The sequence below is a fragment of the Alkaliphilus hydrothermalis genome (assembly GCF_016908555.1).
Classification (GTDB): domain Bacteria; phylum Bacillota; class Clostridia; order Peptostreptococcales; family Natronincolaceae; genus Alkaliphilus; species Alkaliphilus hydrothermalis.
The window spans coordinates 206,999-223,986 of sequence record NZ_JAFBEE010000002.1; the positions used below are offsets into that span (position 1 = coordinate 206,999).

At 37.2% G+C, this 16,988-nt stretch carries 15 protein-coding genes; 13 read left to right on the forward strand and 2 right to left on the reverse strand.

Annotation, left to right across the window (positions count from 1 at the left end):
- Nucleotides 1–33 precede the first annotated feature (33 nt).
- The 11 genes from JOC73_RS02775 to JOC73_RS02825 all read left to right on the forward strand — a co-directional run bounded on the left by JOC73_RS02775 (nucleotide 34) and on the right by JOC73_RS02825 (nucleotide 10,446).
- Nucleotides 34–1,368, forward strand: coding sequence for a pyrimidine-nucleoside phosphorylase (locus JOC73_RS02775; protein ID WP_204400322.1), 1,335 nt, complete (start codon nucleotides 34–36; stop codon nucleotides 1,366–1,368).
- A gap of 33 nt (nucleotides 1,369–1,401) precedes the next feature.
- Nucleotides 1,402–2,073: a deoxyribose-phosphate aldolase gene (gene deoC, locus JOC73_RS02780; RefSeq protein WP_204400323.1), complete on the forward strand. Its 672-nt coding sequence runs from the start codon at nucleotides 1,402–1,404 to the stop codon at nucleotides 2,071–2,073.
- Nucleotides 2,074–2,207: 134 nt separating this feature from the next.
- Nucleotides 2,208–3,335, forward strand: a complete 1,128-nt coding sequence (locus JOC73_RS02785) for a BMP family lipoprotein (protein ID WP_204400324.1) — start codon at nucleotides 2,208–2,210, stop codon at nucleotides 3,333–3,335.
- A gap of 68 nt (nucleotides 3,336–3,403) precedes the next feature.
- Nucleotides 3,404–4,912 carry an ABC transporter ATP-binding protein gene (locus JOC73_RS02790; RefSeq protein WP_204400325.1) on the forward strand — a complete coding sequence of 503 codons (1,509 nt, stop codon included), beginning with the start codon at nucleotides 3,404–3,406 and terminating at the stop codon, nucleotides 4,910–4,912.
- A gap of 37 nt (nucleotides 4,913–4,949) precedes the next feature.
- The gene (locus JOC73_RS02795) at nucleotides 4,950–6,020 is read left to right on the forward strand and encodes an ABC transporter permease (RefSeq protein ID WP_204400326.1); all 1,071 of its coding nucleotides are present in this window, start codon (nucleotides 4,950–4,952) and stop codon (nucleotides 6,018–6,020) included.
- Nucleotides 6,021–6,788, forward strand: a complete 768-nt coding sequence (locus tag JOC73_RS02800; protein ID WP_330613069.1) for an ABC transporter permease — start codon at nucleotides 6,021–6,023, stop codon at nucleotides 6,786–6,788.
- Between the two features lie 251 nt (nucleotides 6,789–7,039).
- Nucleotides 7,040–7,216: a GNAT family N-acetyltransferase gene (locus tag JOC73_RS02805; protein ID WP_204400327.1), complete on the forward strand. Its 177-nt coding sequence runs from the start codon at nucleotides 7,040–7,042 to the stop codon at nucleotides 7,214–7,216.
- Between the two features lie 51 nt (nucleotides 7,217–7,267).
- Entirely contained in the window at nucleotides 7,268–8,014 is a 747-nt protein-coding gene (locus JOC73_RS02810; protein ID WP_204400328.1) for a GNAT family N-acetyltransferase, read from the forward strand.
- Between the two features lie 129 nt (nucleotides 8,015–8,143).
- Nucleotides 8,144–8,674 carry a GrpB family protein gene (locus JOC73_RS02815; protein ID WP_243427836.1) on the forward strand — a complete coding sequence of 177 codons (531 nt, stop codon included), beginning with the start codon at nucleotides 8,144–8,146 and terminating at the stop codon, nucleotides 8,672–8,674.
- A 56-nt stretch (nucleotides 8,675–8,730) separates the two neighbouring features.
- Nucleotides 8,731–9,249 carry a hypothetical protein gene (locus JOC73_RS02820; protein ID WP_204400330.1) on the forward strand — a complete coding sequence of 173 codons (519 nt, stop codon included), beginning with the start codon at nucleotides 8,731–8,733 and terminating at the stop codon, nucleotides 9,247–9,249.
- An 87-nt stretch (nucleotides 9,250–9,336) separates the two neighbouring features.
- Nucleotides 9,337–10,446, forward strand: a complete 1,110-nt coding sequence (locus JOC73_RS02825; protein ID WP_204400331.1) for a D-alanyl-D-alanine carboxypeptidase family protein — start codon at nucleotides 9,337–9,339, stop codon at nucleotides 10,444–10,446.
- Nucleotides 10,447–10,726: 280 nt separating this feature from the next.
- Here the strand turns inward: JOC73_RS02825 and JOC73_RS02830 are convergent, their stop codons facing one another.
- The gene (locus JOC73_RS02830; protein WP_204400332.1) at nucleotides 10,727–11,410 is read right to left on the reverse strand and encodes a YkgJ family cysteine cluster protein; all 684 of its coding nucleotides are present in this window, start codon (nucleotides 11,408–11,410) and stop codon (nucleotides 10,727–10,729) included.
- Nucleotides 11,411–11,619: 209 nt separating this feature from the next.
- Nucleotides 11,620–12,885: a LysM peptidoglycan-binding domain-containing protein gene (locus JOC73_RS02835; protein WP_204400333.1), complete on the reverse strand. Its 1,266-nt coding sequence runs from the start codon at nucleotides 12,883–12,885 to the stop codon at nucleotides 11,620–11,622.
- A gap of 451 nt (nucleotides 12,886–13,336) precedes the next feature.
- Between JOC73_RS02835 and deoD the strand changes: the two genes are divergently transcribed.
- Complete coding sequence (deoD, locus tag JOC73_RS02840; protein WP_204400334.1) at nucleotides 13,337–14,050, forward strand: purine-nucleoside phosphorylase; 714 nt, start codon at nucleotides 13,337–13,339, stop codon at nucleotides 14,048–14,050.
- 283 nt (nucleotides 14,051–14,333) lie between these two features.
- Nucleotides 14,334–16,922, forward strand: coding sequence for a PAS domain S-box protein (locus JOC73_RS02845; protein WP_204400335.1), 2,589 nt, complete (start codon nucleotides 14,334–14,336; stop codon nucleotides 16,920–16,922).
- Nucleotides 16,923–16,988: the final 66 nt, after the last annotated feature.

Sequence of the window (16,988 nt, forward strand, 5' to 3'; positions counted from 1 at the left end):
TTTAGGTTAAATTTCAAAATAGTAGGTGAAAAGATGAGAGCTTATGATTTGATTTTAAAGAAAAGAAATGGTCATGAATTGAGCAAAGAGGAAATCGATTTCTTAATCAGTAATTACGTTGAAAACAAGATTCCAGACTACCAAATGGCAGCTTTAAGTATGGCTATTTTCTTTAGAGGCTTGAATAAAGAAGAAACCTTGAACCTGACTTTGGCTATGATGGAATCCGGGGATACTGTATCTTTAAAGGAGATACCAGGCGTCAAGGTGGATAAACACAGTACAGGCGGCGTAGGTGATACAACAACCTTAGTCTTGGCCCCTTTAGTGGCGGCAGCAGGTGTTCCTGTAGCAAAAATGTCTGGTAGAGGATTGGGACATACTGGAGGTACACTGGATAAATTCGAGTCAATTCCTGACTTTTCTACAGATTTGACCATTGATGAAATGATTTCAGCAGTAAAGAATACAGGGGTTGCAGTTGTAGGACAAACAGGAAATCTAGTTCCTGCCGACAAGAAGCTTTATGCCCTTAGGGATGTTACTGCTACAGTAGATAGTCTACCTTTAATCGCCAGCAGTATTATGAGTAAAAAGCTAGCTGCAGGTGCTGATGCTTTGGTCTTAGATGTAAAAACAGGAGATGGGGCCTTTCTAAAGGATTTAGACATGGCGATTGAATTAGCTAAAAACATGGTGGAAATCGGCGAAGGGGCGGGTAGAGAAACTGTAGCTGTGATTACAGATATGGACCAACCCCTAGGAAAAGCGGTAGGAAATGCGCTAGAAATAGAAGAGGCAATCCTTACCTTAAGGGGAGAAGGGCCTGCTGACCTAGAGGAACTATGTCTTGAATTAGGAGGACAGATGCTATATTTAGCAGATGCAGTAGAAACTGTAGAGGCAGGAAAAGAGACATTGAAACGACTAATTAAAGACGGTGCTGGACTAGAAAAGTTCAAAGAGCTCATTGTTGTACAAAAGGGTAATCCTAGCGTAGTGGATGACTTATCCCTATTACCAAAGGCATCAAATTTAATTTCTGTAAAAACCACGAAAAGGGGATATATCCACAAAATTCAAGCAGAGGCCATAGGATTAGCTGCTACAAAGCTTGGGGCAGGAAGGGAAACAAAGGAGTCAATCATTGATATGGCGGTAGGAATTATGTTGGAGAAAAAGGTTGGCGATTTAGTAAATGTTGGTGATGAAGTAGCAATTATTCATACTAATGAAGTTGCTGATTCTTCAAAGGTGAAGGAGGCAATCGATTTCATCTTGGAGGCTTATGAAATCAAAGAAGATGCAATCATTCAACCGAAACTAATTAAGGGCATTGTAGATAAAACAGGTGTAAAAATTTATTAGAATTAAGAGCAATAAATAAAGGAGATGGAATTAATGAATACTAATTTAGCGGCTTACATCGATCACACTTTATTAAAGCCAGAAGCTTCAAGGGAGCAAGTGGTTAAACTTTGTGAAGAGGCAAAGGAATATAAGTTTGCTTCTGTTTGTATCAATCCTGGTCATGTTAGGGAGGCAGCAGAACTTTTAAGGGGTTGCGAAGTAAAGGTTTGTACAGTAGTTGGATTTCCTTTAGGGGCAACAACTAGTGAAGTAAAAGCCTTAGAAACAAAGCAAGCTATTGAAAATGGTGCTGATGAAATTGATATGGTTTTAAATATTGGAGCTTTAAAGGATGGCAATGAGGAATTAGTATATAACGATGTTGTAGCTGTTGTAAAGGCTGCCGATGGGAAATTGGTTAAGGTAATCTTAGAGACAGGTTTGTTAAGTGATGAAGAAAAAGTAGTTGCTTGCAAATTAGTAAAAAAGGCTGGGGCAGATTTTGTTAAGACTTCAACTGGATTTGGACCTGGTGGTGCCACGGCTGAAGATATTAAACGAATGAGGGAAGCAGTAGGTAAAGAGATGGGAGTCAAGGCATCTGGTGGTGTTCGTGATTACGAAACTGCAATGCTGATGATTGATTCTGGTGCGACTAGAATTGGAACTAGCTCTGGTGTAATCATTATGGCTGGTAAAAAAGACGATATATCTACTTATTAAGGTAATTTAAAAAAACATTTGTAACTAATCACTAGATATTGTAAAATAGTATTCTACAGGTGCTCATCCAATTACATAATTAGTAGAGTACCTGGGATTTATACTTAAATTGATTAAATGGGAGGAAGGTAAAGATGTTTAAATCAAAGAAACTAGTTTTATTCCTATGCTTATTATTAATAGGCACAATGTTTCTAACTGCTTGTGGTGGTGGAGCTGAGGACCAAGATCAAACACAACAACCAGCACAAGACAACCAAGAGCCGGCAAAGGACGAAAAGCCATTACAAGTTGGTATTGTTTTATCAACTGGAGGTAAGGGTGACAAATCCTTTAACGACGCTGCTATTGCAGGTTTAGAAAAGGCTAAAGAAGAGCTTGGTATTGAGTACAAGGATATCGAACCAAGAGAAATGGCCCAAGATGAAGAGTCTTTAAGATTCTTGGCAGAGCAAGGTATGGATTTAGTAATCGGTGTAGGTTTCTTAATGGAAGAACCATTAAGAACAGTAGCTCAGGAGTTCCCAGACACTAAGTTTGCTATTATTGATGCTGTTGTGGATGAAAAAAATGTAGCTTCTCTAACATTTAAAGAGCACGAAGGTTCTTTCTTAGCCGGAGCTTTAGCTGCTTTAATGACTGAATCAAATACTGTCGGTTTTGTTGGGGGTATGAAGATTCCATTAATCGAAAAATTTGAAGCTGGATATAAGCATGGGGTTGAGTACATTAATGAAACTGAAGGTAAAAATGTAAATGTTGTTTCGGCTTATGCTGGTACAACAGGAGCTGCTTTCAATGACCCTGCTACAGGAAAAGAATTAACACTTTCTCATATTTCTCAAGGAGCTGACATTGTTTATCATGCTTCTGGCGGAACTGGTCAAGGTGTATTCGAAGCTGCTTCTGAAAAAGGTAAGTTTGCAATTGGTGTAGACTCAAACCAAAACTGGATGTATCCAGGTACAATTATAGCAAGTATGTTAAAGCGTGTAGACGTAGCTGTATTTGACACTGTTAAAGCTGTTAAAGAAGATACTTACAAAGCTGGATTAACTGTATTTGGTATTGACAATGAAGGTGTTGGCTTAACTGATTTAGCTAATGTTACTGAGTTAGAAAAATCAGGCGTTGAAAATGACGAAGCTAAGATTGCTACAATGCAAGAATTAAAAGATAAGATCACTGATGAAGTTAAAGCTAAAATCAAAGAAATTGAAGATAAGATTAATAGTGGAGAAATTGTTGTAAGGGAAGAGTAATTTATTGGCTGCTGTAGCGCTTGTTACAGCAGCTTTACCTTACTTAAACCTTTTGGGAGGAATAAAAAATGCAGCCTATATTATCGATGGAAGGTATAACGAAAAGATTTCCAGGTGTAATCGCAAATGATGGTGTCAATTTTGACCTAAGGGCAGGAGAAATCCATGCACTAGTGGGAGAAAATGGTGCTGGGAAATCCACCTTAATGAATATTTTATTTGGGCTTTATCAGCCGGATGAAGGTAGAATCGTTTACAAGGGCGAGGAGTTAACGATCGATGAACCTAATCAAGCCATCAAGCTAGGTATTGGTATGGTACATCAGCACTTTAAATTAGTTCCTCCATTAACAGTTACTGAAAATATTGTTTTAGGTAGCGAACCAAAATCAGGATTAAAGTTTGATAGAAAAAAAGCCTTAAAGGATGTAGAAGCGCTTTCTGAAAAGTATGGACTACTTGTAGATCCAAATGCAAAAATTGAAAATATTTCTGTTGGTATGCAGCAGAGGGTAGAAATCCTTAAAACATTGTATAGGGGTGCTGATATTATTATCTTAGATGAACCAACTGCTGTTCTAACACCTCAAGAAGTAAAGGAATTATTTGATATTTTAAAGGGATTAACAAAACAAGGTAAATCAATTATTTTCATTACCCATAAATTAGGGGAAGTTATGGAAATTACCAATAGAGCGACAGTTATGCGTAGAGGAAAGACCATTGGAACTGTTGAGACATCAGAAACTTCACCAACTCATTTAGCTGAAATGATGGTGGGAAGACAGGTTCTTTTAAGAGTTGAAAAAGAGGAAGCAAAGCCAGGAAAACCAGTATTGAGAGTTGATGGGTTATCTGCAAATGATGACCGTGGATTGTTATCAGTAAATCATGTTTCTTTTGAGATAAGAGAAGGAGAAATTCTTGGAATAGCAGGGGTAGAAGGTAATGGACAAAGCGAACTACTGGAAGTCCTTACTGGTCTTAGAAAGCCAGTCTCTGGTGAAGTATATTTAAATGAGAAAAAAATCACAGGATTAACTGCTAAAGAGATTAAAAATCATCAGGTTGGTTACGTCCCTGAAGATCGACATAAAAGAGGTTTGGTGCTTGATTTTTCGGTTAGTGAAAATACGATTTTAGGAATTCATAGTAGAAAGCCCTTTGCAAAGGGAGTAAACCTTGATTATAAGGCAATAAATAATCATGCAGATCATCTAATTGAAAAGTTTGATGTTCGAACCCCTAATAATCAAGTACATGTTAGAAATCTATCAGGTGGTAATCAACAAAAGATTATTATTGCTCGAGAGCTAGATACTGATCCAGTGTTATTCATTGCATCCCAGCCTACAAGGGGTGTAGATATAGGAGCTATTGAGTTTATTCATCGCCAAATTGTAGATGCTAGGGACAATGGAAAGGCAGTTTTATTAGTCTCTGCTGAGCTACAGGAAGTAATGAGTCTTAGTGATCGAATCGCTGTTATTTATGAAGGTGAAATCGTTGACATTTTAGAAGCTAAGGATGCAACGGAAGACAAGCTTGGGCTACTGATGGCTGGTATTAAGAAATAAAAAGTAAGCAATGCAATTCCTTTAGGAGGGTAGTTTTATGAGGAAAGAAGATATACAGGATAACATAAGAGAACTTCTGATTCCCATTGGAGCCATTATTTTAGGTCTGTTGGTGGGGGCTGTAATAATGCTTGCAATCGGTGCTAATCCGATAGAAGCCTATAAAGCATTATTTATTGGTGCCTTTGGGGATATGAACAAGTTTGCTAATACATTAGCCCGTTCCACTCCATTAATATTTACTGGATTAGCAGTTGCTTTTGCTTTCCGTTGTGGATTATTCAATATAGGAGTAGAGGGACAATTATATGTAGGTGCTTTAGCTGCTGCTTTTGTTGGAGGAAACTTAACTGGACTACCAAAGATTATTCATTTACCTCTGACAATTTTAGCGGGAATGGCAGCAGGAGGACTTTGGGCGGCTATCCCAGGGTTTCTAAAAGCTAAAAGGGGTGTCCATGAGGTAATTAATACAATCATGATGAACTTTATAGCCTACGCATTAATCGGATATTTAGTTGCAGATGTATTGAAGGCACCTGGACAAACTCCCCGTACTGTTCCTATTTTGCCTTCTGCAACTTTAATTCGTTTAGGAGAATTAGTTAATTGGAGTAACTCAAGACTGAGTATAGGATTTTTAATTGGATTAATAGCCTGTGCTATAATCTATTTTGTGCTCTGGAAAACAACGATTGGATATGAAGTAAGATCTGTTGGTCTAAGCCCATTAGCTGCTGAGTATGGTGGAATTAATTCCAACAGAAAAATTATCTTAGCAATGGTGATCAGTGGGGCATTAGGTGGTTTAGCTGGTGCAGAGCGGGTATTAGGTTTTGACAGAGCCTTGATACTGGGCTTTTCACCTGGGTTTGGATTTGAAGGAATTGCCGTAGCCCTTCTTGGACGAAATCATCCTGTGGGAGTTCTTTTGGGAGCATTACTATTTGGTGCTTTATCAAATGGTGGAGCTTGGATGAACTTTACCACCAGTGTCCCAGTGGACTTAATCGTTGTATTACAAGCTGTTATCATTTTCTTCGTAGCTGCTGATCAAATCATTAGAGTCATATTTCCTAAGAAAAGAAAAGATTGGGGGGCGGTTTAGATGAGAGATATTTTTACAATGGCATTAATCTATGCTACCCTTAGATCGGCCACTCCATTGATTATTACAGCTATAGGAGGATTAATATCCGAAAGATCAGGAATCATTAATATTGCTTTGGAAGGTAAAATGCTGATAGGTGCCTTCACTGCAGTCGTGGTGTCCTATTATACTGGTAATCCATGGTTTGGTGTACTAGGCGCTATTGTGGCAGGTGGTTTGATGGCTTTAATTCACGGTATAGTAAGCATTAAATATAAGGCAAATCAAGTAGTTAGTGGTACTGCTATTAATATTTTAGCAGGCGGATTAACGGTGTTTCTTCTACAAATTATATTTGGTGTTGCAGGAACAAGTCCACAGGTTGCAAAATTACCATCTTGGGGCAGGTTCCATCCATTGGTATACTTTGCAATTTTATTGGTGTTTCTCACCCATTATGTAATTTATTATACACCTTGGGGTCTAAGACTAAGGGCAGTTGGAGAACATCCTAGTGCTGCTGACACGGTAGGGATTAATGTAATCCGAATGAGATATATTGCTGTAGTAATCAGTGGTATGCTGGCAGGTTTAGCTGGTGCCGCATTATCTATAGGGGGTCTTAACGTTTTCGTAAAGGGAATGACGACAGGAAGAGGATTCATTGCCCTTGCTGCCATGATCTTCGGTAAGTGGACACCAATCGGAGCTTTAGGAGCATCGTTACTGTTTGGTTTTGCAGATGCCTTACAAATGAGATTACAGGGAATCGGCATTCCCAGTTAGTTAGTTCAAATGCTTCCTTATATCTTTACCATGGTTGCCTTAGCTGGTTTTGTTGGCAAGACAACACCACCAGCAGCTGCTGGACAGCCATATGATAAGGCAAAGAGATAAAAAAACAATAATATAAGAACAATAAATAGAAATAATTGTTAAGGATTAGGCTCTTTGGGGTCTAATCCCTTTTTTAGATGAGGATTAAAGGGATTATAAAAATTATGGAGAATAATCTATTATGATTTATTTATCCATGGTTGGCTGTCCTATATATAAAAGAAAAATATCGTGGAAAAGGAATCGGAATGGAACTTCAGAATTTTCTGCTGGACTGTGCTAAGGAGTTGGGATTAGATGAAATATGCCTTTTCAGTGAGGCAAAGTTTAAAGACGACTATAGTAAAAAGGCTGGAATTTCTTTGAAGAAGGTCTAGCGTGGCCAGCGGAGAGGATTAATACATAAAGATGTGATGTAGGAGGACACCATGAAAAGTACGAATAATAAAATCAATCAAGAAAAAACTTTAGAAACCATTGAAATTTTACATAGGGATGAAATAAGAAACATTAATCTAATTAATTTTATGAAGCAATATCCCATCACTACCATAGGGACGGTAGGTGACTCTATATTGGTAAAGGGTAAAAGTGATGAAAACTGGATTTATATTAGTAGTGAAAATGAGGAAGAGTTTAAGGGACTGTTGAGTTCCCTAAACCCAGATGACCAATACTTTGCCATTATGGAGGATTGGATGCTGGCAATATTAACGAAGGACAGGGATGTTGAATGGACCTTATCCTGCATGAAGCTATATTTCCCAGAGGATAAACCTTTACCAGCCTTAAGACTCAAGGCTGAAGCGCTAAAGCCCCATGAGGCAGAGTACATTTTCAATCATTATGACTATAAGCAGTTTACCTCAGTGGAGTACATAGTAGAGCGGATTAATAAAGGGGTTGCCCTAGGGATCTACGAAGGGGAACAGTTGGTAGCTTGGGTAATCACCCATGATGATGGAGCCATTGGCTTTCTAACTGTACTACCTGAATATAGAAGAAAAGGATATGGGTATGATTTGACCATTGCAGCCATTGAAAAATTAAGACAGCTGGGGGAAGTGGCATTTGTCCATATTGAGGAGGAAAATATAAGGTCCATCAGTTTGGCTGAGAAGACTGGATTTGTAAAGGATCGAATGATTCATTGGACTAAACTAACTGCAAAGTAGAAGGCGAGCTCATTATTTTTTTGATGGAATGCTATAGAATGAATAACAAGTTAATATTATTCAGATTGATGGAAGGGAAATTCTATAGAAAAAACTAGCAAAAGAGTAGAGGGAATGAAGGGGGAGAATATGGAGAAGAAACGAAAAATCGAAGTCTTCAAATATAATGAGAATTGGACTCGGAAGTTCCGTGAGGAAGTCAATAGTCTTAAGGGAATACTTGGGGAAATAGCAGTAAATTTTCACCATATCGGCAGCACTGCCATCCCTGGAATAAAGGCTAAGCCGATTATTGACATTGTTGTTGAAGTCAGGGATTTGGAGGCTGTAGATCAACTTAATAAAGTATTTAGTGAAAAAGGGTATATTCCTCTGGGGGAGAATGGAATTGTAGGTAGAAGATTTTTTATTAAGGGTAGTAGAGTAGAACGCACTCATCATATACACATCTTTTTAGAAGAAAATCAAGAGGTAGAAAGACATATTATTTTTAGAGACTATATGATTGCCCATCCTGATGAGGCAGAGAAGTATTCAAAGCTCAAGGATGAACTTGCTCAGAAGCATACATATGATGTCGAGGAATATATCAATGGTAAAAACCAGTTTATAAGGGATATAGATGAAAAAGCTGAAAAATGGTGGAATGAAAGAATATAAATAAAGATAAAAGATATTAAAATTATGCAAGGGATTTTGCAAAAGGGGGAAGAAAGATGCCTTGGTGTCCAAAATGTAAGAGTGAGTATAGAGAAGGTTTTTCAAAGTGCAATAATTGTGATCTTGATTTAGTAGAAGCGTTAGAAGGAGATAAAAGAGAGAATATAAATGGGGAAAAGGATTATTCTGGTGAAGCTCTGTTAATTACAGTTGGGGATGATAATATTGCCAGTATTATCGAAGCAAAGTTAAAGCACTTTAACATTCCAGTGTTGAAGCGATATAAGGAATCGGGAGGCTACATGAACATCTATATGGGAAATACAGCCTTTGGCATAGACCTTTATGTACCTGCTGCAGCGCTGGAGGAAGCTCTAGGGTTAATAGAGGATGATGTTCAATTATTGGAGGAACATTTTGATGAACCTATCGAAGTAGAGTATGATGAAGATGATGCTGAATTTGTTGCTCTGTTTGAAAAAAAGAAGAGAACTAGGGGATTGTTTATATTATTATTATTAACCCCGGGAATCCTATGGATTTTGGTGTCGATTATATTACGACTAGTCAGGTAAGTTTTACACCTCAGAATGAAATCTCAAAAATTTGATTATAATAAGTAATGACTTCAAATACAGAGATTTCATATAAGAGGTGAAAAAATGAAAAAGATAAGTTTTGTAATGGTTGTCATGATGCTATGCTCTATCATGACTGTTAATGGAATCGAACCCTATACCTCTGCTCCAGGTAAGTCTGCCATCGTGATGGAGGTTGAAACAGGCAGGGTATTGTTTGAGAAAAATTCCCATGAAAAAATGCCAACTGCCAGTACGACAAAAATCATGACTGCCCTATTGGCTATAGAAAATGTTGACCCCGAAAAGGTGGTAAAGATTCCACCAGAAGCTGTAGGAATAGAAGGGTCCTCCATCTATCTACGGGCAAATGAAACGGTGAAAATGGTGGATCTATTGTATGGATTGATGTTGCGTTCTGGTAATGATGCTGCAACCGCCATCGCCATAGAGGTGGCTGGCTCTGTGGAGGAATTTGCATCATTAATGACCCAGAGGGCAAGGGAGCTGGGGGCTGAAAACACCAGCTTTATGAATCCCCATGGGCTCCATCATGACCTACACTATACCACTGCTTATGACTTAGCATTAATCACCCAAGCAGCCATGAAGGAATCTCTCTTTAAGAAAATAGTCGGTACGAAGTTTCATACGGCGGAAAGTAGAGATGCAGAGTTCAAATATTTTGCCAATAAGAATAAAATATTAAAAACAACTGAAGGTGGAGATGGAGTCAAGACAGGATACACGAAAAAGTCAGGTCGATGTCTTGTGGCATCAGCAACCCGTAATGATATGCAGTTGATTGCCATATCCCTTAATGATTATGATTATTTCAATACTACTCGCAAGCTTTTGGATGATAGCTTTGCTATCTTCAAGCCCCATCAAATACTACAGGAGGGGGATGTAATGGCGACTATTAGCGTGACTGAGGGGAAAGTGGATACACTAGACCTATTGGCAAGAGATAAAGTTGTGATTCCTGTCAGTGACGAGGAAGTTGATAAGATTAAAACTGTGGTGGAGGCACCAGATGCAGTGATGGCTCCGGTAGACCAAGGAGCCATTATTGGGAAGGTACACACCTACTTAGATGGAGAATTGATTAATACAACGGAGCTTTTAGCAGCAGTAAGTATCCAGAAGCTGACCTTTAAGGATAAGTTCTTAAGATTTCTTAGAATTAAATAATTTCACACTGCTATGCTATTTTTTGAATAAAAACTGATTTCCTGAAAGGGAAATCAGTTTTTATTAGTGCTGTTATATAATAAAATAATATAAAATATGATGGAATTTGTGAGTGTCTTCTGTACAGCTCTTCTTTCGTAAGATAAAGTTATTGCATAATGACGCAACAGAATCAGCTATAAGCGGACTCTGTGTAGGAAAGAACAACTGGCATATAATCTCAATCAACGCCACTTGACGGTTTTAATTTTGCTATCACGCAATATTGCAGTTTACTTTCTTAAGCACTTCTATCAAACATAGGTCCCTTTGGAGGTGTATTGTCAGTATTATTATCGTCATCATTTCCGCCATCCAATAGACCTAACATACTCATTTTAAAGCCCACCATTTCTAATGCCAATCGAAGCCCTTCATTTATAGAATATCTTTTCTGACCTAGGGTAGGGTTGATCATTGAGATTGTACGGGCGAAATGAGAGTTGATGGGCACTTCTAATCCATTATCGATTTCATTTTGAAGACGGGTTTCCAGTTGTGGGTCTACCTGCTTAACATATTTACACAGGGAGACTACTGGTTTTTCTGCTTTGTTTAAGATGGCTGAAAAACCAAAAAGTCTACACAATAGGGGACGCCACTGATAGGTAGTGCAGCCTCCATCAAGATCTGGTGAAGGGTTGTACAAAACACAAGGAGCGTCTTCATCTAAATCATTTAAAATTTCCAATAGGTTCTCTGCTAATCCTTGTTGCCATAGATAAATACTAAGTGGAATCATTTCAAATACAGTGACTTCAATATTTTGACATGATGTGTTGCAACATTTACTACATTTGTTGATGCAAGCTAAGTTCGTTTTGCTTTTAAAGTTTGAAATCATATCCTCCAGCTGTCCGTAGACTGCTAAAAGGTCACTTAAACCATCAAAGGATGATGTGAGCCCATTGTTGATTTCGATCATCTACTTATTCCCCCTCAGTGCAATATCTTATATTATACAACCTCAAAAGGCAGTTGGGAAGATGGGAAAAATAGAAAAATACTTGAAGAAAATATAAAATCATCTTCCGAAAACCAAAACCTTTAAGAGATAAAAAAAGCCGATGCTTCATAAATAGAACATCGGCTAAAAACAATCTTTTTATTACTTCACCTATACTCTTTAAATATCTATTCTTCCCCTCTTTCAGCAGGAATACAGATTACCTGACCGATTCTTAAATTATTAGGATCTACGTCTGGATTAAGGGCTTGAATCGCATCTACAGTCGTGTTGTATCTTCTTGCTAGACTAAAGAAGGTATCCCCTGCTTCTATGGTGTAAGCCGCTGAACCAACTGGACAGCTAGGCGTTAAGGAACCAGGCATACAGATGATTTGACCGACTCTTAGGGCGTCAGGGTCTACTCCAGGGTTTGCTCTTCTAATCGCTTCTACACTTGTGTTATATCTGATGGATAAGTTGTAGAAGGTATCTCCAGATTTTATAGTATAAGGAGTTGTGCCAGTTGGGCATGTTGGTGGTGTAGTCCTTGGAATACAAATCACTTGACCAATTCGTAGATTATTAGGATCTACAGTAGGATTAGCCACTTGGATTGCTTCTATAGTCGTATTATATCTAATGGATAATGAGTAGAAGGTGTCTCCTGCCTTAATGGTATAAGCTGTGGTTCCTTCTGGACAAGTTGCTGGTGGTGGTGGAGGTGGGGGCGGAGGTGTACCCGTTGGAATACAAATCACCTGGCCAACTTGTAGGTTGTTAGGATCTACAGTAGGATTAGCGGCTTGAATGGCTTCTATTGTTGTGTTGTTTCTAATAGCTAAGCTATAGAAAGTATCTCCAGATTTAATTGTGTATGGAGCAGTACCAGTTGGGCAAGTTGATGGTGGCGGTGGTGGCGGTGGAACTGCTGGACCAGGAATACAAATTACTTGGCCGATTAAAAGAGCATCTGGATTGATGGTAGGATTAGCTCTTCTTATGGCATCCACAGTTGTGTTAAATTTGACAGCTAAACTAAAGAAGGTATCTCCTCTTACAACTGTATAAGGAGTTGTACCCGCTGGGCAAGTAACTGGTGGAGTTGCCAATGGGATGCAAATGATTTGTCCTGGGAACAATCTGTTAAGGTCTACACCAGGGTTCGCTTCAGCTAAATCGTCGACTGAAACATTAAAGAACCTAGCAATGCTAAAGTAGGTATCACCAGGGCGAATTGTATAATAGTTCCCTTCTGGACATGGTGGGTACATAGGCTGTCTTGGGATACAGATTTGCTGACCCACAAAAAGATAGTTGGGATTTACAGTGGGGTTAGCTGACACAAGAGCCGCCACTGTTGTATTAAACTGCATAGCTATACGGTAAAAGGTATCACCAGGTCTGATCATATATGGGACTGTCCCTGGTGGGCAAGGTCTGAATGAATACATTTTATAATCACCTCTCTATTTTAGTCTACTTCATCATATTAATAAAATCTTTAGTTGGTGCTTGATATTTGGATATTTTTTCAATAAAACTTATTGAAAAAAATGAATTGTATAGCAATTTTTAGCAGAGGTTTATGGTATAACCTTTGTGAGGGTTACTATGTAAAATGTACCGATTACTTAATCGTTAGAAAGCACCCCCTAAAAAACTATGTAATAGCATTTAGTCGGTTCTATGGGTTTTGATCTGAAACGTGTTGTAAAACCAAATATCATGTGTTAAACTGATAATACTTATTTTAGTAATAGGAATGATTTCATACATAAAGATTAAAAAAGAAGATAAAGCTAGATACAAATTCTGATATCTGCCAGCACTATTACTAAATTGACTGAACCTAGGATAGTATTGTTCTAGGATTTAGGGATTAAATCGTAAGGAGGAAACAACATGTTACCAACACCACATATTGAAACGACGAATAAGGAAGAAATTGCAAAAACTGTCCTAATGCCTGGAGATCCTTTAAGGGCAAAATTTATCGCCGATACATTCTTAGAGGATGTAAAACAGTTCAACAGTGTTCGAAATGTCTTAGGCTATACAGGAACTTACAAAGGCAAAAGAATTTCTGTTATGGCAAGTGGTATGGGTATGCCAAGTATCGGAATTTATTCCTATGAGCTATTCAAGTTCTACGATGTAGAAAATATCATCCGTATCGGTTCTTGTGGAGGGTATACTCCTGATGTAAAGCTGTACGATGTAATCTTAGCTAAGGATGTTTGGAGTGAATCGAGCTTTGCTAAAGTACAGGGTGGTTACGAAAGCGATATCATCGAAGGTACTGAGGCGCTGAATCAAAGGCTGAAAAAATATGCAGACGAGTTGGGTATTCCGATGCATGTAGAAAGAATCCACTCTTCTGATGTTTTTTATAGAGAAAACTACGAAGAATACAAGGAAATCTATGCTAAGCATGGCTGCGTAGCAGTAGAAATGGAAGCCTTTGCTCTTTTCCATAATGCGAAGGTACTTGAAAAAAATGCAGCTTGTTTACTGACTGTGTCCGACAACTTAGCAACCCATGAAGCGACCACCTCTGAGGAAAGACAAAATGCATTTACGAATATGATGAAGATTGCTTTAGAGATGGCTGAATAGGGTAATAAATTTTGATTAACTGGCAACCTTTATAAAAGTACTTAAAATAAAATAATCTTATAACTAAGGCAGGTATTTATCGTAATACTTGTCTTTTTTATTTGTTGGTGATTTGGAAATGTTTTGTTGTGATGACTCTTTACATAAGTTATAATTATATTGCTTGATGCAATAAAATAAATGGAAAACTTTTATCATTAGGAAAAAAATGTGAATAATAGATGAGAACCTAGCTGTGAAGCAATTAAAGAGATTTAATGATTTCTCAAAGGGGGTACTGATTTTGCTGTTAAAGAATTTAATTTCTAATGCTACAATTATTGTTTCTTTTATGTTCCTTGGGGGAAAGGTTTTTAAGGATAATAGACTAACTCCAAAGGCAACATTAAAAACAAAGATATTTGCAGGGGTCATTGGGGGGTTAATGGGCTGCACCTTGATGCATTTTAGTGTAAATATCTATCCAAATACTGTTCTAGACTTAAGGCATTTTGCCATTATCGTATTGGCTTTTCATGGAGGGTTAATAGCTTCAGTAATTACAGGTATAATAATGGCAGTCTTTAGAATAACCTTCTTTGGAGTCAATAGTGTATCGATAATAGCGTCTCTATCGATTTTGATGTTAAGTATTACTTGTGGTATTATTGGAAGTTCAAAAATAAACGGGAAAAATAAGTGGATTTTAATGAATTTAGCTGGAGTGATAACCGTTAATTTTGTACTCTATAACACAATAGTTGATGGGTATATTTTACAAAGAACAACGATATATTTTACGCTAATAGCTACTGCCGTTGCTTTGCTGATATACTATTTATCAAATCATATTGTTCTTTCTAACGTTGTACTCACTAAATATAGAGCTGAAGCTAAAATAGCGGATAATTTAACTGATTTAGTTACGATTCATAAGGCCGATGGAACCTATGAGTATTTGTCACCCTCCTGCGAAAAAATACTAGGATATAAACCAGAAGAGCTAATGGGGACTAACGCTTATGATTTATTTTATGAAGCAGATTTGGAAGCAATATCAAAATCCCATGGTACTATAACTAATACAGATTTATCATATTCAGTTATCTATCGTATTAAGCGAAAAGATGGCAAGATGATTTGGTTTGAAACCACATCAAAAGGGATAAAGGATAAGGATGGTAAAACAGAACAGTTAGTTTGTGTATCGCGGGATATATCAGAGCGGAAAATGGATGAGATCAAGTTGCAGAAATCCCATGAAAAAATTAATCGTATATTGGAGAGTATACAGGATGCTTTTTTCGCTTTGGATAAAGATTTTTGCTTCAAATATTTGAATAAGCAGTCAGAACTTTTATTAAAGAGAAATAGGGATGACTTGATAGGAAAGAGCATTTGGGATGTTTTTGCTGATACTGTTGATACTAACTTTTATAAAAACTTTAATCAAGCTCTTAATGAGCAAACACAAATAAACTTTGAAGAATTTTATGCTCCACTAAACAAATTTTTCAGTGTAAGGGTATATCCAACGGAAAATGGGATATCAGTATTCTACCATGATATTACTGAAAAAAAACTGATGGAATATGAAGTTAAGAAGAGTAATAAAAAATTTAGAGCCATATTTGAACATGCAGGAATAGGCATTGCAGTTCGAGATGTAATGGGTAAGCCAATAGATATCAATGCAACCTATAAAGAAATGCTTGGCTATCAGGATGACGAACTTCAGGAAGTCCATGCCTATGTTCATCCTGAAGATGCAGCTAAGGACGAAGAAAATTTCAAAAAATTACTGAGGGGTAATATCGATTCCTATCGGATAGAAAAAAGATACTATAAAAAGAATGGAGGTATATTATACGGAGATGTTGTTATAACCATGATTCCAGAAACAGATAATGAACAACCATATGTGATCGGAATGGTTAATGATATTACCAGTATGAAAATTGCAGAACAGAGGCTTATCAGAAGTGAAAATAGATTCCGTTCTCTAGTTAATTCCATGAATGATATTGTTTATACATTAGATAAAGATCAGAAACATACTGCAATATATGGAAAATGGTTAGATGATGACAACTTAGGTATGCAGAATTTTATAGGAAAAACAAGTAGAGATATTTTTGGTGAAGAAGCCTCAAAGATTCATGAAGAAGCAAATATAAAAGCTTTAAATGGAGAGTATGTTGTTTATGACTGGTCCTTAGAAAATAATGGTGGTAAGAAGCATTATCAAACGTCTTTATCTCCTATTAGAAATTCTAAAGATAATATCATTGGTGTTGTGGGAGTAGGTAGAGATATTACAAAACAAAAAAAACTTGAGAAAGAGTTAATGGAAGCTAACGCTAATTTAAAAAGTATGTCTTTAATAGATGGTTTAACCAATATACCTAATAGAAGAGCATTTGATGAAGGTTTTGAAAAAGAGTGGAATCGTTCGATAAGAAACTCAACTAACTTAGCTTTACTCTTACTCGATATCGATTACTTTAAATTCTTCAATGATACGTATGGACACCTACAGGGGGATGAATGTTTAAAGCTAATAGCCAGTACATTAAGAGAGAGTATTAGCAGGTCCGGTGATATTGTTGCCAGATACGGTGGTGAAGAATTTGCTATCATACTTCCAGAGACCAGTACTAAAGGGGCTATGTTTGTGGCTGAGCAGATAAGGATTAGAGTTGAAGATCTAAAAATACCCAACACCGCTTCAAAGGTGAAGCCATATGTTACAGTTAGTATAGGTGTTGCAAGTACAATAGCTTCTGCCTTGATAAAGTCTGAGAATTTAATTAAAAATGCTGATAAAGCTTTATATAATGCAAAGGAAAGTGGTAGAAATAAAGTAGAGTTATATAGTAAAAATAAGATTTAGACGAAGATTCATTGAAACGCTGATTGTAGTTGATTTTAAACGATTATCGATTATAATAAAGCATTG